The organism is Pseudoalteromonas sp. RB2-MNA-CIBAN-0110 (assembly GCF_040309305.1).
Lineage (GTDB): Bacteria > Pseudomonadota > Gammaproteobacteria > Enterobacterales > Alteromonadaceae > Pseudoalteromonas > Pseudoalteromonas arctica.
Genome location: NZ_JBEOOQ010000001.1, coordinates 1 through 22782, shown reverse-complemented (window position 1 = coordinate 22782; position 22782 = coordinate 1). Strand labels below are relative to the sequence as shown.

Annotated in this window: 22 protein-coding genes; 8 read left to right on the top strand and 14 right to left on the bottom strand. The window is 39.5% G+C overall.

Annotated features, from left to right (window positions below; translation table 11 throughout):
* Positions 1 to 112: 112 nt before the first annotated feature.
* The 3 genes from AAEY68_RS00110 (at position 113) to gntR (ending at position 3337) form a co-directional block, all read left to right on the top strand.
* Entirely contained in the window at positions 113 to 493 is a 381-nt protein-coding gene (locus AAEY68_RS00110; RefSeq protein WP_002960288.1) for a BlaI/MecI/CopY family transcriptional regulator, read from the top strand.
* 11 nt (positions 494 to 504) lie between these two features.
* On the top strand, positions 505 to 2121 hold the full coding sequence (locus tag AAEY68_RS00105) for a M56 family metallopeptidase (RefSeq protein ID WP_350585307.1): 1617 nt from the start codon (positions 505 to 507) through the stop codon (positions 2119 to 2121).
* 205 nt (positions 2122 to 2326) lie between these two features.
* Positions 2327 to 3337 (top strand): gluconate operon transcriptional repressor GntR, encoded by a 1011-nt coding sequence (gene gntR / locus AAEY68_RS00100; protein WP_350585306.1) that lies wholly within the window; start codon positions 2327 to 2329, stop codon positions 3335 to 3337.
* A gap of 109 nt (positions 3338 to 3446) precedes the next feature.
* Here gntR and gntU read toward each other — a convergent pair whose 3' ends face one another.
* The gene (gene gntU, locus AAEY68_RS00095) at positions 3447 to 4790 is read right to left on the bottom strand and encodes a gluconate transporter (protein WP_197100480.1); all 1344 of its coding nucleotides are present in this window, start codon (positions 4788 to 4790) and stop codon (positions 3447 to 3449) included.
* Between the two features lie 150 nt (positions 4791 to 4940).
* On the opposite strand from gntU, the gene AAEY68_RS00090 reads away from it, so the two are divergent.
* The gene (locus AAEY68_RS00090) at positions 4941 to 5474 is read left to right on the top strand and encodes a gluconokinase (RefSeq protein ID WP_350585305.1); all 534 of its coding nucleotides are present in this window, start codon (positions 4941 to 4943) and stop codon (positions 5472 to 5474) included.
* Positions 5475 to 5528: 54 nt separating this feature from the next.
* Here the strand turns inward: AAEY68_RS00090 and AAEY68_RS00085 are convergent, their stop codons facing one another.
* The 10 genes from AAEY68_RS00085 to hisG form a co-directional block, all read right to left on the bottom strand.
* Positions 5529 to 5717 carry a DUF1289 domain-containing protein gene (locus AAEY68_RS00085; protein WP_350585304.1) on the bottom strand — a complete coding sequence of 63 codons (189 nt, stop codon included), beginning with the start codon at positions 5715 to 5717 and terminating at the stop codon, positions 5529 to 5531.
* A 2-nt stretch (positions 5718 to 5719) separates the two neighbouring features.
* Positions 5720 to 6256 (bottom strand): hypothetical protein, encoded by a 537-nt coding sequence (locus tag AAEY68_RS00080; protein WP_350585303.1) that lies wholly within the window; start codon positions 6254 to 6256, stop codon positions 5720 to 5722.
* A gap of 108 nt (positions 6257 to 6364) precedes the next feature.
* Complete coding sequence (gene hisIE, locus AAEY68_RS00075; RefSeq protein WP_010552953.1) at positions 6365 to 6979, bottom strand: bifunctional phosphoribosyl-AMP cyclohydrolase/phosphoribosyl-ATP diphosphatase HisIE; 615 nt, start codon at positions 6977 to 6979, stop codon at positions 6365 to 6367.
* Positions 6970 to 7749: an imidazole glycerol phosphate synthase subunit HisF gene (hisF, locus tag AAEY68_RS00070; RefSeq protein WP_170071461.1), complete on the bottom strand. Its 780-nt coding sequence runs from the start codon at positions 7747 to 7749 to the stop codon at positions 6970 to 6972. Before hisF ends, hisIE begins: the two co-directional genes overlap by 10 nt.
* Positions 7731 to 8465: a 1-(5-phosphoribosyl)-5-[(5-phosphoribosylamino)methylideneamino] imidazole-4-carboxamide isomerase gene (locus AAEY68_RS00065; RefSeq protein ID WP_010552951.1), complete on the bottom strand. Its 735-nt coding sequence runs from the start codon at positions 8463 to 8465 to the stop codon at positions 7731 to 7733. Before AAEY68_RS00065 ends, hisF begins: the two co-directional genes overlap by 19 nt.
* 33 nt (positions 8466 to 8498) lie before the next feature.
* Complete coding sequence (gene hisH / locus AAEY68_RS00060; protein ID WP_002960265.1) at positions 8499 to 9089, bottom strand: imidazole glycerol phosphate synthase subunit HisH; 591 nt, start codon at positions 9087 to 9089, stop codon at positions 8499 to 8501.
* On the bottom strand, positions 9086 to 10147 hold the full coding sequence (gene hisB, locus AAEY68_RS00055; protein WP_007580650.1) for a bifunctional histidinol-phosphatase/imidazoleglycerol-phosphate dehydratase HisB: 1062 nt from the start codon (positions 10145 to 10147) through the stop codon (positions 9086 to 9088). Before hisB ends, hisH begins: the two co-directional genes overlap by 4 nt.
* Positions 10144 to 11253 (bottom strand): histidinol-phosphate transaminase, encoded by a 1110-nt coding sequence (hisC, locus tag AAEY68_RS00050; protein WP_350585302.1) that lies wholly within the window; start codon positions 11251 to 11253, stop codon positions 10144 to 10146. Before hisC ends, hisB begins: the two co-directional genes overlap by 4 nt.
* Positions 11243 to 12544, bottom strand: coding sequence for a histidinol dehydrogenase (gene hisD / locus AAEY68_RS00045; protein WP_007580646.1), 1302 nt, complete (start codon positions 12542 to 12544; stop codon positions 11243 to 11245). Before hisD ends, hisC begins: the two co-directional genes overlap by 11 nt.
* 5 nt (positions 12545 to 12549) lie before the next feature.
* A complete protein-coding gene (hisG, locus tag AAEY68_RS00040; protein WP_007580644.1) occupies positions 12550 to 13449 on the bottom strand; it encodes an ATP phosphoribosyltransferase in 900 nt (299 codons plus the stop codon).
* A gap of 419 nt (positions 13450 to 13868) precedes the next feature.
* On the opposite strand from hisG, the gene AAEY68_RS00035 reads away from it, so the two are divergent.
* Positions 13869 to 14105, top strand: a complete 237-nt coding sequence (locus tag AAEY68_RS00035) for a hypothetical protein (RefSeq protein WP_024594333.1) — start codon at positions 13869 to 13871, stop codon at positions 14103 to 14105.
* A gap of 112 nt (positions 14106 to 14217) precedes the next feature.
* On the opposite strand, the gene AAEY68_RS00030 is transcribed toward AAEY68_RS00035, so the two are convergent.
* Positions 14218 to 16074, bottom strand: coding sequence for a cytochrome c/FTR1 family iron permease (locus AAEY68_RS00030; protein ID WP_350585388.1), 1857 nt, complete (start codon positions 16072 to 16074; stop codon positions 14218 to 14220).
* 283 nt (positions 16075 to 16357) lie between these two features.
* The gene (locus AAEY68_RS00025; protein WP_007580638.1) at positions 16358 to 17641 is read right to left on the bottom strand and encodes a cation:proton antiporter; all 1284 of its coding nucleotides are present in this window, start codon (positions 17639 to 17641) and stop codon (positions 16358 to 16360) included.
* Between the two features lie 332 nt (positions 17642 to 17973).
* On the opposite strand from AAEY68_RS00025, the gene yoaA reads away from it, so the two are divergent.
* The 3 genes from yoaA (at position 17974) to AAEY68_RS00010 (ending at position 20999) form a co-directional block, all read left to right on the top strand.
* Positions 17974 to 19890, top strand: a complete 1917-nt coding sequence (gene yoaA, locus AAEY68_RS00020) for a DNA repair helicase YoaA (RefSeq protein WP_101163490.1) — start codon at positions 17974 to 17976, stop codon at positions 19888 to 19890.
* Positions 19891 to 19899: 9 nt separating this feature from the next.
* On the top strand, positions 19900 to 20601 hold the full coding sequence (gene tsaB, locus AAEY68_RS00015; RefSeq protein WP_350585301.1) for a tRNA (adenosine(37)-N6)-threonylcarbamoyltransferase complex dimerization subunit type 1 TsaB: 702 nt from the start codon (positions 19900 to 19902) through the stop codon (positions 20599 to 20601).
* Between the two features lie 68 nt (positions 20602 to 20669).
* On the top strand, positions 20670 to 20999 hold the full coding sequence (locus AAEY68_RS00010; RefSeq protein WP_007580633.1) for a hypothetical protein: 330 nt from the start codon (positions 20670 to 20672) through the stop codon (positions 20997 to 20999).
* A 257-nt stretch (positions 21000 to 21256) separates the two neighbouring features.
* On the opposite strand, the gene AAEY68_RS00005 is transcribed toward AAEY68_RS00010, so the two are convergent.
* Entirely contained in the window at positions 21257 to 22546 is a 1290-nt protein-coding gene (locus AAEY68_RS00005; RefSeq protein WP_197111923.1) for an alkaline phosphatase, read from the bottom strand.
* Positions 22547 to 22782 lie beyond the last annotated feature (236 nt).

Here is a 22782-nt window from a genome sequence, read left to right as displayed (position 1 = left end):
TTATATTTTTATCGCTTGTTTTTTATTCACATGTCAATTTTGTATTGACACTAAGATTACTTACTACTACATTTGTAACAGTACCACTACAAGTGTAGTAATAGGAGCGACAATGAAACTTAGTGATTTTGAAATGGATATTATGCAGCTGCTCTGGCAGGAAGAACCCTGTACCGCGAGTCAACTACATAAGGTGCTTTTAGCTGATAAGCAAAAAGATAAAAAAGTAGCCTATACAACAGTTAAAACTATTGTAGATAGGTTAGAACACAAAGGAGCGATTGAGCGTTGTGGACATGAAGGGCGAGCTATTGTTTTTAGAACAATCGTGACTCAAGACACATTATCGGAGCAAGCTATGCCTAGTTTTATGCAACGATTTTTTAAAGGTAATTCTCGTAGTTTAATTGCCCACTTTATCAAAGAAGAAAAGCTAAATGATGAAGATATAGAATATTTACAAACGCTTTTAAAAAATAAGAAGTTAGATTAAAGGAGAGGGTAATGACGGATTATTTACTAACTTGCACACTTATTAGCTTATGTATTTTGCTTACAGTAAAAGGACTAAAAAATGCCCCAGCACGATTAAACTTTTACATTTTAATGACTGCTTTGGCATGTTGGTTTGTCCCTTGGCAATATTTTTCCCAGTTACCCTTATTTGAAGGGGAAAATCGTTACACATTTAACGTGGCGCAATTGATTCCCGATGTTAAAGCATTAATACCAAATGCTGAACAAGTAGCAACTAAGGACGAATTACAAAGCGATATGAGTATATGGGACTTATTGCCATCACTTAGTACTGTTTTTATGGTTTTAGTTTTAGCTGGTTTTGGATTGTTTTTATTACGCATGGGCTTATATGTAAAGCTTATAAAAAATTTATACATTAACTCAAAGCCAAGTCCTGAACTTAAACACATTAACAATCAGTATCCAATTAGACTAACAACCCATACAGAACCTGCTTTTGCTACCGGGTTAATAAAGCCTGTTATTTGGTTAGAGTCGACGATGACACACCGTAAAGAATTAGATTCAGTCATTCAACACGAGGTAACTCATTTACAACAAGGTGATATTTATTGGACGTGGGTTATTTGTTTTATAGAAAGCGTTTTTTGGTGGAATCCTATTTGCTTAAAGTTAACTGGTTTAGCAAGGGAGCAACTCGAACTTAGCTGTGATGAGTTGTGTATGCAAAAGCTAAAAGGTAAATACCAATTGGATTTAGCCAGTTTATTGCTACAAAAGCAAAGTGCTAAAAGCTCGCATAACTTTTTTACCCCCCCACTTTTGAATATTGCTCATTCTAAGAGTTTTAATATTCAGAGGATCAAAATGTTAAACAAGGAAAAAACAATGAAAAGTAAATATTTGGTTATGGTTGCGGCGGCAATGTCTTTTAGTGCTTTAGCTGCAGCGCAAATTGTAGATGGTAGTTCAGATAACAAGCAGCCAAGTAATAATACGTCTCAGGCTCCTGTTAAAAGTGAAGAATATAAACAACAACTTGCACAGCTTCTAAAAAGTGCTGCTGGGGCAAAAAGTGATACACCTGAACTGTTAAACCAAGCTGCGCAAGGCATTCAAGATTGGCACTTGAATAGAGACAAACTTACTGGTTTTGAAGAAGCTGAAATCAAACTACAAAGCTTTAGGCTGCTAAATCACGTTTACTCTAAACTTGAGCAATATGAAGACATATTGAGTGCTTACGAAAAATGGTACGAGCCGGGCAGTAACCCACCTTACTTTTTAAAAAATTCACTAGCAACGGCCTATATACAGCTAGGGCGTTATGAGCTTGCTGTTGCAGAGCTTGAAGATTTAGCAAAACAGCTTGAAGGTAAGCTACATGTTGGCTCTGCTGATAACTTAGCACTGGCATACATTTACCTTGCTGATTACGATAAAGCGTTAAAAACCCTAGAGCAGGTTGATGCAAAAGACGATGTATACGGAAATATCCTTAAATATTATGTTTATGATAAACAAAATAACCGTAAAAAGATGGATGAAATTAAAAGTAAAATTCCAGAAGTATTTGCAGTTACCCCCGCGTTATTACCACAAAGCGGCATACCTGGTTCGCAATTGTTGAGATTGCTATAAGTTTTTAATTACGATGAGGCTCGGAGTATCTGAGCCTCTGTTTAATGTTATTGGTACAAATACAGTTTTATTCATTAAAATAGATCTAGGTTATTTAAATCTCTTGGGTAATCGCTTAGCGATAACCTAAATAAAAATGGCTAAAAGTAGTGATTTTTCACAATAGTTGGTATGTTACAAGTAACATTTTATTTAATTGTGTGTGATGAAAAAAAACAAACGTTCTTCTCTTCAAGATATTGCCGATGCGGTTGGTGTAACCAAAATGACGGTGAGTCGTTATTTACGTAATCCCGAAAAAGTATCAGAGTCTACTCGCACTAAAATTAGTGCAGCTATTGATACGCTAGGTTACATTGCAAATAAAGCCCCTGATTTACTCTCTAATGCTAAAAGCTACTCTATTGGTGTACTAGTCCCATCGTTAACGAATCACGTGTTTGCTCAAGTTATAAGAGGTATTGAAGATGTAACAGGACCTGCAGGATATCAAACAATGTTAGCCCATTATGGTTACAACCCTGAAATTGAAGAAAAACGGGTTGAGTATTTATTGTCGTACCACGTTGATGGTTTAATTTTATCAGAAACCACACACACAGACAGAACGCTAAAAATGATTGAAATGTCAGGCGTACCTGTGATTGAAATAATGGATACTCATCACTCTCCTATGCAGCAAGCGGTTGGTTTTGATAACGTTAAAGCCGCTTTTGATATGACGACAGCACTTTTAAATAAAGGCTATTGCAATATTGTTTATATAGGTGCGAGGCTCGATGTACGAACACGCCTAAAATTTCAAGGTTATTCAGATGCTATGTTAGCTAAAGGCTTTACGCCTAAAAGTGTGATGACTGATCAAGCTTCATCTTATAGTTTAGGCGCTGAACTTTTACAAAAAGCGCGTACTGACTACCCAAATACTGATTGTTTGTTTTGTACTAATGATGATTTAGCAATTGGGGCTATTTTTGAGTGCCAGCGAAACAATATTTTAGTGCCTAGCCAAATGGGGATTGTGGGTTTTCATGGTCATGATATTGGCCAAGCAATGGTGCCTCAATTAGCAAGTGTGATCACCCCTCGTTATCAGATAGGTAATGTTGCGGGAAGAGAGTTGTTGAGCCGGATTAATTCCGATTTGGATACTAGCATGAATTATAAGCAAGTAATTGATACTGGTTATATAGTTCATCTAGGTGAAAGTGTTTAAATACTCAAATTACATGAGCTTAATTACATGATCTTAATTACCTGAGCCTAAATAACAAAAGGCTCAGGTAATTTTTATATGTGTGATGATAACTCTACATACTGTAATTTTACAAAAACAGAGAAATAATCATAGCGACAAGTGCGCCAACAGTACCAATAATGGTTTCCATTACCGTCCACGTTTTAAGAGTTTGCATTTCGCTCAAACCGAGATAGCGACTCGCTAACCAAAATCCTGAGTCGTTTACATGGGAGAGCACAATAGAGCCCCCACCAATAGCGATGGTGACAGCGGCAAGCTGCGCTCCATCAAGGCCTAAAGGCTGAAGCATTGGAATAATTAAGCCACACGCTGTAAGCATAGCTACTGTCGCAGAGCCTTGAATGACCCGCACAGCGGCTGATAATACAAAAGCGAGTATTACAATCGGTAAGCCTGAGCCAGCTAAGTAATTACCCAGTGCAGTACCTACTCCTGAATCAACTAATACTTGTTTAAATACCCCACCGGCACCAGTGACAAGAATAATAATTCCCGCAGGTTGTAAGGCACTACCACAAATTTCCATGATTCTAGCATTAGGGACACCGCGCCTTGCACCGAGCAAATAAAATGCCATTAGGCAGGCAACTAAAATTGCTGTAAATGGATGACCTATAAAAGCTAACCAATTATATAAATCAGAGTCTTTTTCAACAAAGCGGCTACCAATAGTATTTAAACTAATCATAATTAATGGCAGAGCAATTAAACCTAATGCTAATCCAAAACTAGGCGTGCCTTTACCCACTCTTTGGTTATCGTCAATTTGTTCGTGCTGTGGGAGTTCTACATGAATAGATTTAGAAATAATAGAGCCCCAAATTGGACCGCCTATAATCATTGCCGGTATGGCAGCAATAAGGCCAAATAAAATCATATAACCATAGTCAGCGCCTAATTGAGAGGCAACCAAAATCGGCCCTGGCGCAGGAATAAGAAACGCCTGACAAGACGCTATCCCAGCAAGTAGCCCAATACCAATTTTAACAACGCTGCCACCGCCTTTTCGTACCACAGCAAAAACAATACCGATTAAAAGTACAACGGCTACATCAAAAAACAGGGGGAGGGCACAAATAAAGCCCGTAAAGGTAAGCGCCCAATTAGCGTTTTTTTCTCCAAAACGGTGTAAAAGTGTGTGGGCAATACGATCCAGCGCGCCGGTTTCTTCCATTACTTTGCCAAACATGGCACCTAAAGCGACCACAACCGCTACAAAGCCTAGTGTTCCGGCCATTCCCTTTTGAATTGTAGCGGCAATTATTTCAGGGCTCATTCCTGAGAGTAATCCTGCAATCATAGAAACAAGGATTAAAGAGACGACAGCATGTAGTCGTACTTTCATTACTAAGAAAAGCAATAAAAATATGGAGCCTGCCGCTGTTAGTATTAATGATAAATCTGACATTTTTCCCTACTTATATTCAGTGTGAATTATGATGTTTAGTGTGTGTTTAACTTCACTTTCGCATTTGTTACGGGTAACATGTTACCCGTAACTCAATATAATATATACATTGAAAATAATTAATTATTAAATTAAGGCGAGGGTAAATACATGAGTAACACAAATGTAGGTCGTGTTTATATTGTAATGGGGGTTTCAAGCACAGGAAAGTCAAGTGTGGGTGAAGCATTAGCAAAGCGCATTGGCGCTAAATTTATCGACGGAGACGACTTACATCCCAAGGCTAATATATTAAAAATGTCATCTGGGCAGCCTTTAAACGATGCTGATCGTGTGCCTTGGCTAGAAAGAATACGTGATGCTGCATTTAGCATTGAAAAGAAAAATGAAATTGCGGTAATAGTCTGCTCTGCATTAAAAAAGAAATACCGAGAACAAATATGTGACGGAAATATAGGCATTACCTTTTTACATCTTTATGGTGATTTTGAGCTGGTTAAAAGCCGTATGCAGGACAGAAAAGGGCATTTTATGCCTGTTGATTTACTCAAAAGCCAATTTGAAGCGCTAGAAGTTCCAAAAGAAGATGAGCCCAATGTTATAAATATAGATATTAATAACTCATTTGAGCAAGTAGTCGAAAGCTGTATTAGCGCAACTAAAATGAATAGCCACAACAAGTAAAAAGTTTTTAGTTAATCAGTTAACTGTTACTTTTAACATTAGGGGCTTTATTTGTTATGAGTTAGCATCTGTTCGTGGTGTTTCTAAAATCGCTTTTTTTTCATCTTCAGATAATATTATCCAATCAAAAATTTCTTCGTTGGTACGCCCACAACCGGTGCAGTAACCGCTGCGCCTTTCGCATATTCCTAGGCAATCAGTTTTAAATTTAGATGGTTTTTTGTTTTGATTTAATTGGCGCATTATTAAAGCCCTAACGGTGGTGCAATTTCAAAGCGAGTAGTGAACCCATTACCTTCTTGATTGGTAGAGAGTGTAATGACAGGGGTTTTAGTATCAAGTACAAAGGTGCTGTAAATTGAATTTGCTGTTTCTTTTTGGCTTTCAAACCAACCTGTTGTGGTTAAGCATTGGCGTAATTGCTTAGCCAGTTTTTGATGAGACTTTATTGTTTGCGTTTGTGTTTTAACAGGTGTTTGGCATTGGTAGCTTGCTTGCTCTGACTTATTTAAAGTAACCGTACAGGTTGCTCCAATAATATGAGTATTAGTACGCCATTTATTAGTAAACTGGTTATTTACTTTATCTGTTTTTATTGAATTAAAACCAGCTTCATAACCATTTATTAGGTTATTTATGGTGCTGCATTCATCGAGTGTTACTGTGGTTTTTACAGACTGATTCGTTGTAGTAGTGGTTGTTGTAGTTGTAGTCTGATTAGTTTTGCTGGTACAGCCTGCTAAAATAAATGCGACAATAGAAGGAATAATATAGTTTTTCATAGTTCACAGTAACCGATTAATTTAGCCACGCACTATATCACACGTGATTTACTGTAAAAATAAAAAGGCCCATATAAATATGAGCCTTTTTGTTAGTCACAACTAATGCTATTTATGGCGACCTTGCAAGCATTTAACTACATCTTCAAGGGCTAAGCCTTGGCGTTGTAGCAATACGGTAAGGTGATAAATTAAATCAGCAGACTCGTTTGTTAGCTCATCGTTATCGTGTTTCATAGCGGCAAGGGCAACTTCTACGCCTTCTTCACCTACTTTTTGACAACTACGGCTTAAGTCTTTTGCAAATAATGACGCTGTGTAGCTTTTTTCAGGGTCGTCGTTTTTACGCGCTACAATCACATCTTCTAACTGTGCTAAAAAGCTTAAACTTGGTTTTGCTTCATCACCAAAACAGCTTTGTGTGCCTAAGTGGCACGTTGGGCCTTCTGGGTTGGCAAGTACTAAAATTGAATCGTAGTCACAATCGGTATGCACAGATACTACGTTTAAGTAGTTTTCTGATGACTCGCCTTTAGTCCATAAACGCGATTTTGAACGCGAGTAAAACGTCACTTTATTACTCTCAAGCGTAACAGCGAGTGCTTCGCTGTTCATAAAGCCTTGCATTAAAATAACACCCGAGCGGGCATCTTGAATAATAGCAGGGATCATTTCACTTTTAGCGAAATCGACTTGAGCTTGGTTTTGTTGTGTTACTTGCATAATCTTGCTGCCACTTGGTTATCTGTTAAAAATTGTTTTAGCTCGCCAATGTTAATCACATTTTTATGAAAAACGCTGGCGGCTAATGCACCATCTACTTTGCTTTGTTTAAATACATCAACAAAATCTTGCATACTACCCGCACCGCCAGAGGCGATTAAAGGAATGTCACACAGCTCGCGAATTTTACTTAGTTGCTCGTTGTCGTAACCGTTACGAACGCCATCTTGGTTCATACAGTTTAATACAATTTCGCCTGCGCCTAAATCTTGTACGCGTTTAACCCATTCTTGTGTTTTATAGCGCGTACGGCTTGATGCATTAGGATCGCCAGTTAATTGGTAAACTAAATATTCACCTGTCGTTTCATCAAAAAAGCTATCAATACCTACAACAACACATTGCTTACCAAACTCATCGTGTAATTCTTTAATAAGTTCAGGGCGCGCAATAGCAGGGCTGTTAATGCTTATTTTGTCAGCACCGCGCTCTAAAACACGCGCTGCATCAGCTACTGATTTAATACCGCCGGCTACACAAAATGGAATATCGATATTACGTGCAATGCTTTCTACCCAGTTTACATCAAGTAGGCGTTTTTCAACGCTTGCGCTGATTTCGTAAAAAACTAGTTCATCGGCGCCAGCTTCGCTGTAGGCTTTAGCCATTGTCAAAATGTCGCCAACAACTTCATGACCTTTAAACTTAACGCCTTTAACTACTTGACCGTCTTTAACGTCTAAGCATGGAATTATGCGTTTTGATAACATGCCAATGCCTCCTCAACGCTAAATGCGCCATCAAGCAATGATTTACCTAAAATAACGCCGCCAACACCTAGCTCTTTAAGCTTTTTAATGTCATCTAGTGAGCTTACGCCCCCTGAGGCTTGCACTTTAATAGTGCTGTTGTGGCGAGTTAAGTCTTCGTAAAGCTCAAATGATGGACCCGTCATGGTGCCATCCTTACTGATGTCCGTGCATAAAAAATCAATAACACCTAAGCCTACGTAAAAATCTACCAGCTCGAGTAAACCAAATTCAGATTCACTTAACCAACCGTGTGTAGCAGGTGCCCAGCCCGTGGCTGTTTTATTTACATCAAGGGCAATTACAAAGTGCTCTGCGCCAAATTGTTCAATCCAGGCTTTTACTTGTTCGCGTTTTTCTACTGCCATTGAACCAATAACAACTTGGTTTGCACCGGCTTTTAGCCAATCACTTACATCTTGCTCTGAGCGAATACCGCCACCCACTTGGTAAGGTACGTTAAGTGCTTTGGTTGCAGCTTGAATATGTTTCCACTGTTTTTTACTTGGATCGCGTGCACCTTCTAAATCAACAAGGTGCAGTTTACCTGCGCCGCTGTCGGCGTATTCTTTTAAACGCGCGCCAAGTTCGAAAGGGTAAAACTGTGCTGTGTCGTATTTACCTTGGTACAAGCGCACAATTTGATTTTGTAATACGTCTAATGCTGGAATAATCACAAATAATCTCTTTTTTGTTAGTTAATGGGCAGCTTACAACTGCCAATCAACAAAATTTTGTAATAAACGTGCGCCAACTTTTGCGCTGCGCTCAGGGTGAAATTGCATGCCTGCGTAATTGTCTTTAGCAACAATGGCTGAAAAGGTTTGACCGTATTCGCCGCTTACAAGTGTTGCGTCGTTTACGGTGTGCGCAAAGCTGTGAACAAAATACACTTGCTCATCAAGCGTTAGCCCTTTAGTTAATGCATGCTCTTTATTAACGCTTAAGTTATTCCAACCCATATGCGGCGACGTTAAATTGCCTACATCAAGCGCTTTTACTTGCCCTGGTATTTTACCTAGGCACTGTACGTTACCTTCTTCGGTGCTTTCGCACAGTAACTGCATACCTAAACAAATACCCATAAGCGGGCGCTGGTATTCATTTATAGCTTGTTGCCAGCCGTTATCGACTAGGCGTTTCATAGCAACCGATGCGTGACCTACACCTGGCAATATAGCGCGCTCAAAACCCGCTAATTGCTCTGGTGAAGTAATTACTGTTGGCGTTTGCCCTAGGCGTTCAAACGCAAAACGTACTGAATTTATATTGGCACAACCGGTATTAATTATGGCAATCATAAACATCCCTTAGAGCTGGCTGTTTGTTGGGTCGTGTCTTGTGCTACTGCCATACGAAGAGCGCGCGAAAACGCTTTAAATAAGCCTTCTACTTGGTGATGGCAGTTACCGTCGCTTACCGATAAAATAAGGCTAATAGCGGCATTATCACTTAAGCTTTTGAAAAAGTGCTCAACCATTTGTACGTCTAAATCACCGGCTTTTTCGCGGCTAAAGTTAGCGTTTAATACAAATGATGCACGACCTGATAAATCAATTTGTGCTTCGGCTTTACATTCATCCATAGGAAGAGCAAAACCATAGCGCGCAATTTGCGATTTAGTGCCAAGCGCTTGTTTAAGTGCGACACCAAGAGCAATACCAATGTCTTCAACAAGGTGGTGCTCATCTATGTGTAAATCGCCTTTGGCTTTAATGTTTAAACCAATGTTTGCGTGCGTGCGAATTTGATCAAGCATGTGATCAAAAAAGCCAAGTCCGGTGTCTATGCTGCCATTTTTAGTTTGATCTAGGTTTATTGCCACATCAATTTGGGTTTCTTTTGTGTTGCGTGTAACACGACCTTCGCGGTTTGCGGTGGTCAATTTAGTCACTATCGCACTCCAATCGCCGTCGTATAAAATACCTTCACAACATAAGTTTTGAGCAAGGCCAATATCAGTTTCACGGTCGCCAATAACAAAAGAGCGTGCTAAGTCTACTTTGCCTGAGCGCATAAGCTCGGTAAGTAAGCCTGTTTTAGGTTTACGGCAGTCGCAGTTTTGCTCGTTAAAGTGAGGGCAAATTAATACTTCGTCAAAGCTAATGCCTTGGCTTTGCATTATGTCCATCATTTTGTCTTGTGCTATGTCAAAATCAGCAGTAGGAAAGCTATCTGTGCCTAAACCATCTTGGTTAGACACCATTACTAAACGGTAACCTGCGGCTTGTAATTGTAATAACGCAGGAATAACACCAGGTAAAAATGCTAGCTTTTCAAGGCTATCTACCTGTTTGTCGGTAATTGGCTCTTCAATAATAGTGCCGTCGCGGTCTATAAATAAATAGGGGTTACTCATGATACTTCGTTTCCTGCTAAAGATGCTGCGGTAGCCGGCGTTTGTAAGCCATCTAACCAAATTTTTACTTGTTCAAGTTCTTGTTCACTGCCAATTGAAATTCGTAGCCAGTCGTCTTCACCGTATAGCGTAAAAGCGCGCATAACCAAACCTTGCTCAAGTGCAATTTTAAAGTAGTTTTTATCGGCTAATTTTAAAGTAACAAAGTTACCTTCACCAGTGAGAATTTTTAATGCAGCAGGGGATGCGTTTAGCCAATCTACCAATTTAGCTTTTAAGCTATTTAAAATAGTGACTTGGCGGCGCATTGATGTAATTGCATCGGGTGCAATTGCTTGCGCTGCAATGCTTGCTACTACGCCAGATACCGGATACGGCGCAATGACTTTACGAATTGGCGCAAGAGTTGCTGCTTGTGCAAGGGTAAAGCCTGTTCTAAGGCCTGCCAACGCAAAGGCTTTAGAAAGCGTACGCAAAACCACTACATTACTAAACTCATTAATAAGTTTAGTCGCGCTTTGCTCTGGGCAAAACTCTATATAGGCTTCATCAACAATAACTAATGCTTTACCTGCAAGTGCTGTTGCAATCGCTTTTACTTTATCAAGTGGCGTTAAGCTGCCAGTTGGATTATTTGGGTTACAAATAAATACCAGTTTTGAGCTGCCAACAGCTTCGACTATTTCGTCAGCACTGCCACTTAATAATAATTCTTGGGTAAGCGCGTTAATGCCAACGTTGTGTGTATCGGCGGTAACTTTGTACATACCGTAGGTTGGTAAAAATAGCGCAATACTATCTTTAGCTGGCTCACAGTATGTGCGCACTAAAAGCTCAATGCCTTCATCTGCGCCGCGCGTCATTAATACATTTTCGCTTTCAAGCTCTGTATAAGCGGCGTAACGGTCAATAACCAGTTGCGGTTGTGGATCGGGGTAGCGATTTAAATCTTCAATACTCAGTTCAAGGTTTTTAGCATACGGGCTTTCGTTAGCATTGAGCCACGTAGTACCGGTTAGCTTTTCACTTTTTGCAGAGCTGTATGCAGCAAGGGCTGCAATATTCTTAGGTAATAAGCTAGACGCTTGTGCGCTCTCATTGCTCATTTTTAATTGCCTCTAAACGAATTGAAACCGCATTAGCGTGGGCATCAAGGCCTTCTGCATCTGCAAGTGGTAAAATAGCTTTTGAAAGCTGCGTTAAACCACTTTTAGTAATTGTTTGCACTGTGTATGTACGAAAAAAATCAAGTAAGTTTAAGCTAGAATATGTTGCACTGTAACCATAGGTTGGTAACACGTGGTTAGTACCTGATGCGTAATCGCCTGCAGATTCTGGCGTGTAGTCACCTACAAATACTGAGCCTGCGTTTTTAACTTTATCTAGGTATGGTGTTGCATCGCCTAGTTGTAAAATTAAGTGCTCTGGTCCGTATTGCGCCGATACATCAAATGCTTGCTCAATTGAATCAACTAAAATAAGTGAAGAATTAGCGAGCGCTTGCTCGGCTGTTTCTTTGCGGCTCAAATTAGCCAGCTGGCGTGTAAGTGCCTGCTGAGTTTGTTCTATAATACTCTCGCTGTTACATAATAAAATAACTTGCGAGTCTGCACCGTGCTCTGCTTGTGAGAGTAAATCGGCGGCTATAAATTCTGGGTTTGCACGTTCATCTGCAATAACAAGTACTTCAGACGGACCTGCTGGCATATCAATTGCCATACCTGGAATAGTTTGCGCAACGAGCTGTTTAGCCATTGTTACAAAGCTATTACCTGGGCCAAATATTTTGTTCACTTTAGGAACCGATTCGGTGCCATAAGCCATTGCTGCAATTGCGCCTGCGCCACCACTTTCTATTAATGTAGTAATGCCACATAACTTAGCTGCATATAAAATAGCAGGGTTAATCGCTTTATCACCTTGTACCGGTGTAGCAAGTACAACGGTTTTTGCGCCGCTTAACTGCGCTAATACACCCTGCATAATAACCGACGATGGCAGTGGAGCACTGCCACCGGGTACATAAATACCGACTGCTTCGATGGCTTGATATTTCAGTTCACATACAACGCCTGGTTGGGTCGATAATTTAATATCTTTTGGCAATTGCGCTTCGTGAAAACGTTTAACGTTTGCATAAGCGGTATCAATTGCGTATTTAAGCTCTGCACTCAGTGCTTGCTCTGATGCGTTAATTTCATCAAGCGGAACACATAAGCGAGGGTTAGATCTATTATCAAACTCTTTAGCCATGCTAAGTAAGGCTTCATCGCCTTGCTCTTTTACGTTAGCTAAAATAGTTTTGCATATAGCTTCAACCTTGGCACTGGCAGAAACTGCAGGGCGCATTAGCGCCGCTGCTTGTACTTGTGAAGATTCCTCATTCCAACGAAGCATGGCACTTACTCCATCATTTTTTCAATTGGCATAACTAAAATAGAGTTAGCGCCTAGGGCTTTTAACTGCTCCATTGTTTCCCAAAATAATGTTTCGCTGCTTACCATGTGAAGTGCTACGTATTCATCGTTACCAGCAAGGGCAAGTAGAGTAGGTTGACCAGAACCTGGTAAAATTTCACAAATTTCATCAAGTTTGTTTTTTGGTGCGTGTAGCATGATGTATTTGCTTTCTTTAGCTTGTCTAACACCACGTAGGCGCGGCATAAGCTTATTGATTAGTGCTAGTTTGTCAGCATCTTGAAGATCTTTATTTTGAATTAAACACGCGTTTGATTCTAAAATTGTTTCGCCTTGAATCAAGCCGTTAGCTTCAAGTGTTGCGCCAGTAGATACTAAATCACAAATTGCATCAGATAAACCTGCACGCGGTGCTACTTCAACAGAACCCGTAAGCATTACTGTACTTGCGTTAATACCTTCGCGCTTTAACCACTGAGTTAAGATTTCTGGGTAGGTAGTAGCAATACGTTTGCCTTCAAACCAGCTCTTATCGCGAGCGCCAAGCTCTTGTGGCCATGCAAGTGCAAGACGACAGTAACCAAAGTCTAGTTTTGAAAGTTTGGTTACTTCGCTTGGAACACCTTGACGTTCACGTTCTGCTTGAACTTCTACAAGTACGTTTTCGCCAACTATACCTAAGTCACATACACCGTCCATTACTAAACCCGGAATATCGTCATCGCGCACACGTAGTACGTCAATTGGCATATTAGTTGAGTGTGCAATTAAGCGTTGTTCACGAAGGTTAAGTTTAACACCTAACTGTTTAAGCAGATCTTGACAATCTTTAGATAGGCGGCCGCCTTTTTGGATGGCGATACGTAGACGATTACTGTTGTTCATTATTCATTTTCCTTTAATTTAAAAACTAAAAACCCCGAGGGGAACCTCAGGGCGAAAATGAATCAATGCTATTTGAATCGCCAGAGGTTCCTTTTAGGAATAACCTCTCAGCGAAAGACCTGACAGGTTATTCCGGTGAATGGTGGTGATGATGTACTGTTGTCAGGTTTAAGCGCATTTTTTATCCTATGTAACTGCCCGTTGTTTTGTTAACGTGCAGTTGTTATCTGTTTAAATAAATTTCGCATTCATAAAAACATAAACAGCTATATTATGGCAAGTTTTTTTTAGCTTAATTAAAGCATATGTTATAACTGTCGATAATATTAAGATAATAAGCGCAATTTTCGCCAATAATTGGTTGTTTATCACTCAAACCAAGTGGTTAATGAATAAAATGAAAAAATAAGGAAGTACTTATGGATATTATGATCCCTTATTTAGGAAGAATAACTAGGCTAGAAGTTGAGTCAAAAAGTGCTTTTCATATTGCGGGTGTGCAAAGTGGGGCTGCCGCTGAAAAAGTTGAGCTAGAGAATAAAAAAAGGCGTGAGTTACAAAAAAAGAAAAAGCTCAATATGCTTGATGATCAAAATAGTAAAAAAAAGTCCAACCTAGATGATGACGAAAACACCCATTTAGATACATGGGCTTGATAATACCAACTTTACTAAATACATAAGCAATTAACTCAAAAAGGCCCTTGCGGGCCTTTTTACTATGTATTTTGCTTATGCCAATTAGCTTAAACTCTTAAGCAGATTGGCATTACTCTTGGTTTTTGCTTTTAAATATATAAAAGCTAAATATAGCGAACACACATATTTGAGCCACAATACCTTGCCATGTTGATTTTATACCAAGCCATGCAATGTCAAAGCTCATTGGTAGCGGCGCAATCCCTATTATGTCGGCCTCTTGTAATGCAATAACAGCTTTGCCCATAAGCACAAACGAGAGTGCAAATAATAGGTAAGTGGTAATGGCAAAAAACTTAGCAACCGGTAATTTAATTGAGTACTTAATTAATACCCACGTAATAATAGCCAGTATTGCTACAGCTATCGCAAAACCCGAAGCAATAGATGAATATTGAGCAGGCGAGCTTTGCGTTAATAAAGACTGATAGAACAGTACGGTTTCGAATACTTCACGGTATACGGCAATAAAAGAAAGCCCTGCTAAACCCCATAATGTACCCGACTCAAGACGCTTATCTATATTGTCTTTGATGTATTTTTGCCATTGCTGCGCACTGGTTTTACTGTGCATCCATACGCCAACATACAGTAAAATTACAGCGGCAAACAATGCACCAGCACCTTCCATAACTTCGCGACTTGCACCACTTATTTCTATTAATGTTTGCGCCGCAGCCCACGTTAAGCCACCAGCAATAAGTGCGGTTACCCAACCAACATGTACATATTTAAGTGCGTCTTGACGTTTCGTTTTAATAAGCACAGTCATAAGGGCAATAATAACGAGGAGTGCTTCTAGGCCTTCGCGTAGTAATATAACTAAACTCGCTGAGAGGAGTGCACCATCAGTTAGTTTGGTTTCGTTTAGCATGCTATCTGCTTTAGCGAGTTGAGCTAGCGCTGCACTTACTTTTTCGTCAACGATGGCTGCATCTTTCTCGTTTTTAAATGTTTGGCGCAGGTTCATCAGTTGTACTTCGATGTTTTTACGCAGTGTTTCGTCGTAGGCATTTAAGTTGTTTTCAACAAGCTCAAAGCCATCTAGGTAAGCGCTAATTGCTAAATCACTTGCTTGTGAGTAATTGCCTTTAGCATGCGCGGCTTGCGCTGCAAGCAACTGTGTGCGAGTAACCGTTATCGGATTCTTTTTACCGGTAAATAGTTGCTCTGGATTACCACGAAGCCATTTAACGTAATGTGCTTGTGCTTCACTTTGACCTGCCGATAATTGTGCAGGGTTTAAGTTTACAATCTGCGAAGCGGTAATGTTTTGCTCTAGATTTTGTGGTTTTTGAACATCTTTAAATGCCAAGCTACCTACATAAAAAGCTAAAGACCAACGTTGTTGTTCATTAAATTGAGTAAAAGCAACCATTGGCGTGTCGTTAATACCGTTACTTACAGCGTCAAATAACCCCATTAATGAGCGGTTAGTTGCGCGTTCTTCATCGGTAAAGTTGGTAGGCTCTGGCGATAAGTTTTTTGCAAGCGGGCCGTCGCCTTGACCACTAGGGCCGTGACACATTGAACAGTTAGCAGCAAAAAGCGCTTTGGTTTGCTCAACAGGAAGTAGTGATGTAGGTAACGATAGTTGCGGCATAAAGGTCAGTAGCGACTCACGAAGCGCTGAGCTTGCTGCACGTACATCGGCAACACTCGCTTTATTGGCAATCGCTGTATGCAGGGCTTTAGCTTGTGCCTTTACTGTATCAAACTCATTTGTTTGGCTTGATAGCTGTCCAGCTTGCTCAATAATAACGTGCGAAAATTCAGTCATTTCTTGATATTCGTCAGGATCAAGTATTTCACCATTCCCAACAGCTGCCACGTAATCAACACCTACATACTCTGCAAGCTGTGCAATTTGTTTTATTTTTGTTTGCTCATTAGGCGAGGCTGAAACACTAAAGCTTGCCATGACCATTATAAAAAGCATAAAAAAACATTGAAATTGTCGTTTGCTCAGAGACACCAAATTTAAAAACATGTGAGAATTATTTATGGACATCGAAAAGCCCTGTAGAGGAAAAGTCAAAATTATAATTGTTTTCATTTGCATTTCAAGCGGATTAATTTAAACAAAGCAGATAAATAAAAAGGATAACAATTTATAGAACTTTAAAGTGTTTTTGTAACACGTGAGTAACAGTAACCAAGTGATTTTTATAATAACTTGGTTACTGAATGTGTTGCAGACAAAGCATTTATTACTTGGCTTGCTCAGCTGACTTAATGCTGCTTTGAATAAGCGGCGAAATAGTTAAGCCTTGTACAATAATAGAAAATATAACCACTACGTAAGTAACAATAACGATTAGGTTATGTAGGTCTGAACCGCCTACAAAAACTTGCTCGCGTGGGATTGCTGCCGCCATTGCCAGAGCAAGGCCACCACGTAGTCCACCCCAGGTCAAAATTTTAACACTGTGTTTATCGTAAGTTCTAAAGCGTTTAAAAATTACAAATGGTGCGCCTACACTTATAAAGCGTGCTAGTAATACAACAGGTACCATTAATAACCCTAAACCAATTTCGCCAAGCGTGATTGGCATAGTGACTATTAGCATACCTATTATTAAAAACAGTAGAGCATTTAGAAAGCTGTCGGTTGCATGCCAAAAATCTTTTACGTAGCGCGTGTCTTCGGGGCCCGTACGCTCGGTTGCTTTAGTGCGGGTAATATTACCCATCAATATGCCACTGGTTACCATGGCAAGTGCGCCAGATATTTCCCAAATATTTGCTGCAGCAAAACCTGCTGTTGGGATAGTTAAGGTAATTAATAGGCGAATATTTACATCGCGGCTATTAATAATTAAAAAGTGGCCTACTAATGCAATGACTAAACCAAACGCAATGCCCCCTATTGCATCAACAAAGAATAGCTCTGCTATGTCACCAAATTGTGCATCTGTGCCATAAAAAGCAACAGAAAATATAGTGGTAAATATAACTAAACCAATACCATCGTTAAATAGCGACTCACCTTCTACTTGAACTGAGATGCCTTCTGGCGCTCGCATTTGTTTAATAATAGCAAGTACAGCGATAGGATCGGTTGGGCTAATAAGCGCGCCAAACAGTAAACAATAAATAAAAGGGACATCAAAACCAAAAACTGAAAATAAATAAAAGCTTAAATAACCCACTATAAATGTGGAGGCAATGGTTGAAAACAAGACCAGTGCAGTAATTTCCCACCGCTGCTTACGCAGGGCAAGTAGGTTTATTTCGAGCGCACCCGCATAAAGTAAAAACCCCAACATGCCTTTAAGTAGTAACTCGTTAAAGTCAATACTGGAAACAATTTGGGTCATTGCTAATGCGTTCTGATCGCCTAATAATTTTACTGCAATAATCAGTAATAAAGAAATAACCACAGAGCCGGTAGTAATGGCAATAGTAGTTTGCATTTTGAGGATGTACTGGTTTGCAAAGGCTATAAAAATTGCAATTGCAGAGAGAAAACAAATGAGGTACCAAGCATTCATTGATTAACCTTAACTATTTTTTAAACGACACACAAAAAGGAGGATTATAAACCCGCGTATGTTACTCCTGTAATATTTGAGAGTCACAGTATTTATGCCTAAATATAGCTTTTAATACGGATTGTTTTTAGTAAGAGTTAATAGGAAATGTGGCTTTGTAAATATTGTCATTATTAAATTAAATGTACGTTATAAATACAGTGTTTGTTGTAAACTTTAGTGGTTAATCACATTATTGAAACGTGTGTTGCATCATAAAATAAAAGTCGATTTTGTAATTACTTGCCCTAAATGCTTTGCTTACGTAAAATCCCGCTATTATTTATTTTAAAGTGATTGGTATTATCAAACAGCTGTTTAGTGCAACCGGGCCTTTGGCGTCATCGTTAGATGGATATACGCCTCGCCAACCACAAATTGATATGGCAGTAGCTGTTGCAGATGCATTAAAAAACAGTTCGCAATTAGTTGTTGAAGCAGGCACGGGTACTGGTAAAACATTTGCATATTTAGCCCCTGCACTTAAATCGAAAGGCCGAACGATAATATCGACTGGTTCTAAAGCTTTACAAGAACAGTTATATCACCGCGATTTACCTCAATTAGTGAAAGCGCTTGGTGCTTCTAAAAAAACCGCCTTATTAAAAGGGCGTGCCAATTACTTATGTACCTACCGACTTAATCAGCATGTTGCGCATGTACCTACTGATGACTCCGACGTAATGCACCAACTAGCGATGGTGGCTAAGTTTGCCAGTGAAACGCAGTCAGGCGATTTAGCCGATTGTATTGGTATAGAAGATGACGCGAAAGTACTGCCTTATGTAAATTCAACAGCCGATAATTGCTTAGGTAAAGAGTGTCCAGATTTTCAAAGCTGTTATATACGCAAAGCACGTTTAACTGCGGCCGATGCCGATGTAGTTGTGATTAATCACCATTTATTTTTTGCCGACATGGCTGTAAAAGAAAGTGGCTTTGCTGAGCTTATGCCAAAAGCTGACGCGTATATATTTGATGAAGCCCACCAGTTAAGCGAAATTGCCAGTGATTATTTTGGTGAGAGTATTAGTACTAAAAAGCTGGTGGATTTAATTAATGATTTACGTGCTATTTATAGAGCCGAAATTCCCGATATGCTGCAGCTAGGTAAAAGCTTAAATAAGCTTGAAACAAGCGTTGCTGATTTACGATTACAGTTTGGTGTTGATGGCAGTCGAGGCGATTGGCGAGAAAAGCTAAGTGATAAACAAATATGCGCGGCGCTTCACCGCGTCATTAGTGATTTAGATTTTGTTTATCAAGTACTTAAACTTTGCCTAGATAGAAGCGACAAAATTGAGCACCCGTTTGAGCGTGCACTTGCGTTTAAAGGGCAGTTAGAGCGGGTTTTTGATACAGCCCAAACCGGTTTTAGTTACTGGTATGAAACAACGCGCCGTTATTTAACTATTAATATAACGCCATTAAATGTATCAGCTAAATTTGCTCAAATGATGCAAGACACGGGCGCAGGCTTTGTATTTACTTCAGCAACACTTTCGGTCGACAACAAACTAGAGCATTTTAATGCAAGCCTTGGTTTAAAACCAAAACAAAGCATGATGGTAGATAGCCCATTTGATTACCCTAATCAGGCGTTGCTGTGTTTACCGCGTTACTTACCCGAATCACACGCTGATAATATGCCGCATGCGATTGTAAAATTAACACTTGAGCTTATAAAGTCAGCGCAAGGGCGTTGTTTTGTGTTATTTACGAGCTATCGAATGATGCACTTAGTTGCCGAAGGGCTCACTACACAAATAGACTACCCAGTTTATATGCAGGGGCAAATGTCTAAGCGTATTATTTTAGAGAAATTTACCCGCCATGGTAATGCGGTATTACTCGGCACGGCTTCTTTTTGGGAAGGCGTTGATGTACGCGGCAGCACGTTAAGCTGTGTTATTATAGACAAATTGCCATTTGCAGCCCCTGACGATCCATTGCTTCAAGCTAAAATGCAAGATTGCCAAATGCAGGGAAAAGACCCTTTTTCACACATACAATTACCGCAGGCTGTTATTGCGCTAAAACAAGGTGTAGGGCGTTTAATTCGAGATAGTAAAGACAAAGGCGTACTTGTAATATGCGATAATCGCTTAGTTACACGCCAATATGGCCAAGTATTTTTAAAAAGCTTACCGCCGATGCGCCGCACGCGAAGCTTAGAAGATGCCAATACATTTTTAAAACAAATTAATTAGAGTAATAAAATGATCAAAAGTAATATTCTTGCCCTTGATGCTTCAACTGAAGCACTTTCAATTGTTTTACATTTTCAGGGCCAAACATTTCATCATTTTGAAGAATGTCCGCAGCAACATAGCCAAAAAATACTTCCACTTGTGGATGAGCTATTAACTAAAGCAAACTGTAAATTAAAAGACTTAGATGTCATTGGTTTTGGGCAAGGCCCGGGTAGTTTTACTGGTGTGCGTATTAGTGTAGCAATAGCACAAGGTTTGGCGTATTCAACTAATTTGCCGCTTGTAGGTGTGTCTACTTTGGCTATTATGGCGCAACAAGCATTTGAACAAAACGGTAGTCTTAGTGTTTATCCAAGCATAGATGCACGCATGGGTGAGATATACTTTGCACATTACCAAGCGCAAAATAATCTAATGCTTTTAGTTAACCAAGAATGCGTTATAAAACCTGATTTACTAAACAATGATTATATAGCGACCAGTGAGCCATCTATAGCCGTGGGCACAGGCTTTAAAACCTATCCTGATGTGCTTAATGACTTTGAAAACGTGACAATTAATACTGATATTACATTGCCTGATGCGCGTTATATGTTAGCGCATGTTGAAGCCGCGTTTTTAGCGGGTGACGTTGTAAAAGCGAGTGACGCTCAACCTAAATATGTGCGCGATACGGTAACGTGGAAAAAGCTACCAGGACGTGAGTAATCATATTATTTGCAAATTGGTTGTTTTTAAATCATAATTTTATGCAATATTAAGGTTGGAGACGCGTAATGACGCTGCCTATTGGTTCAGGTTTTTTTACCGGAGATATTCCGGGTAGGGTTAGCCCTACTAAAGTTGTTACTAATAAACCACAGAGTTTATTAGACCAGCCGGCTGCTCAAAAAACGAATACCGATTATGTAAAAAGCAGTGTCGAGGGCGTCGAACTGGCTAATCAACTGTTTAAAAGTAGTGCTAAAAGCAATGAATACAGCCAAACAATTTACGACCAACCGACAGCTCAAGTAAGTAAAGCGATTTCTACTTATACTGAATTTGCCAATTTAGAACGCAGAGCCGAAGTACAAAATTTAATAGGCGTTGATATATACGCTTAAAGCTCATTCAAACGTTTTAGATAAATACAGCGATAAAATTCAATAAAAAGCCCGAACATGTGTTCGGGCTTTTTGTGTTAAAAACGAGGTGAAATTATACCAATTCGCTTAATTAAGTGATCTATTTTGAGGGAAGAAAATCGTGTCGATAACAAGGCAAAAATTTCGTTATTTAGTTGTTCTATATCAGAAATTTTTAACGTAGTTAACGTCAGATTTAACCCCTCAAATTGATTAAGTATTATTGCGGATTGGTATTACTGTTCAATAAAGCCAATTAGCTTATCGGCAATATCAGTATTATTTTGTGAGCCAATAAATTGCTCACTGCCTTTGCCATAGGCAAATACTTGAACGTCTACAGCGGTGTGTCCGCCGGTTGTCCAGCCAGTAAAGCTCGCATCACTAATAATACTTTTAACAGCTAAATTAAGCGCTTTTTCGCCCATTTTTTTAGCTTGCTCTAGTTTGATTTGGTTTTCGGTTGTAAATTCAATATTGGTGTTAGCAGTCCATACTGGTTTTAAGTCTTTAGACTCCATAAGTTTGTCTGTTAACTTACTAGCCGTTGCCTTAACACCTTTAATTACGTCTGTTTCCCATTTAAATTGGCCGTGCGAACCAATAGTTAAGCCGCCCGTTGAGTGATCGGCTGTAACTACAAGTATAGTGTCTTTATTTTTATCAACGTACGCTTTTGCTTTTTCGATTGATTTAGCAAAGTCGTCCATTTCAGCCATCGCACAGGCTATATCGTTAGAGTGACCACACCAATCAATTTGGCTGCCCTCAATCATCACAAAAAAGCCTTCTTCGTTCTGGTTATCTAGTAAACCAAGCGCTTTAGATGTTAACTGAGTAAGGCGAGTTGGGTTTATATCAAGTGCAAATGGCAGGCCTTTGCTTGCATACAAACCAATGGCAGGTATTTGTGTGATTTGGCCCAGATTATTAATATCGTCACCGTATTGATAACCTGCCGCTTTAAATTCTTCAACTAAATTACGGTCATCTCGAATAAAATATTTAGTACCGCCACCTAGCATTAAATCAACGGGTAATTTACCAGCAATCTTATTATCAATATAATCGTTGGCAATATCATCGTAGTTGTAACGAGATTCATTGTGAGCTGTAAAGCTAGCAGGTGTTGCATGGTTTATTTGTGACGTTACAACAAGCGCTGTTGTCATACCACGCTCTTTTGCTATTTCAAGCATAGTTTTAACTGGTTTTTTGTCTGTATCTACACCAACCGCGCCATTATAACTTTTATGACCGCTACTAAGCGCTGTAGCACCCGCTGCACTGTCTGTTACATAAGTATGGTCGTCAGGGTAGGTATGAGCCATGCCTTTTAAAATAGTGTCAAAAACCGTGCCTTCTACTTCTTTTGTTGCAGGGTCATCTTTAAAATAGCGATAAGCCGTGGTGTAAGCCGGACCCATGCCGTCACCAATCATATAAATTACATTTTTAGGTGCTGATTCTGCGTAGGCACCAGAAGCGGTGCATAAAAGTGCCAATAAGCTGATCTGTTTTTTCATGGTTGTACCTTATGAGTGTACCTTATTTAATAGCCGCTGATATTGTATACAGATAGGATGATAAATAAATGAATATCTGAGATATTTATAATTTATACTTTGATTTTATATACATAGAATTGTAGTTAACGCTGTTAGTTCTATTTATTTAAATTATACTAGGGGCTGTTGATCTTTGTAGTATATATATTAATCAGCCCACATTGGTAGCCACATCATAGTAAATGCTAAAGCGA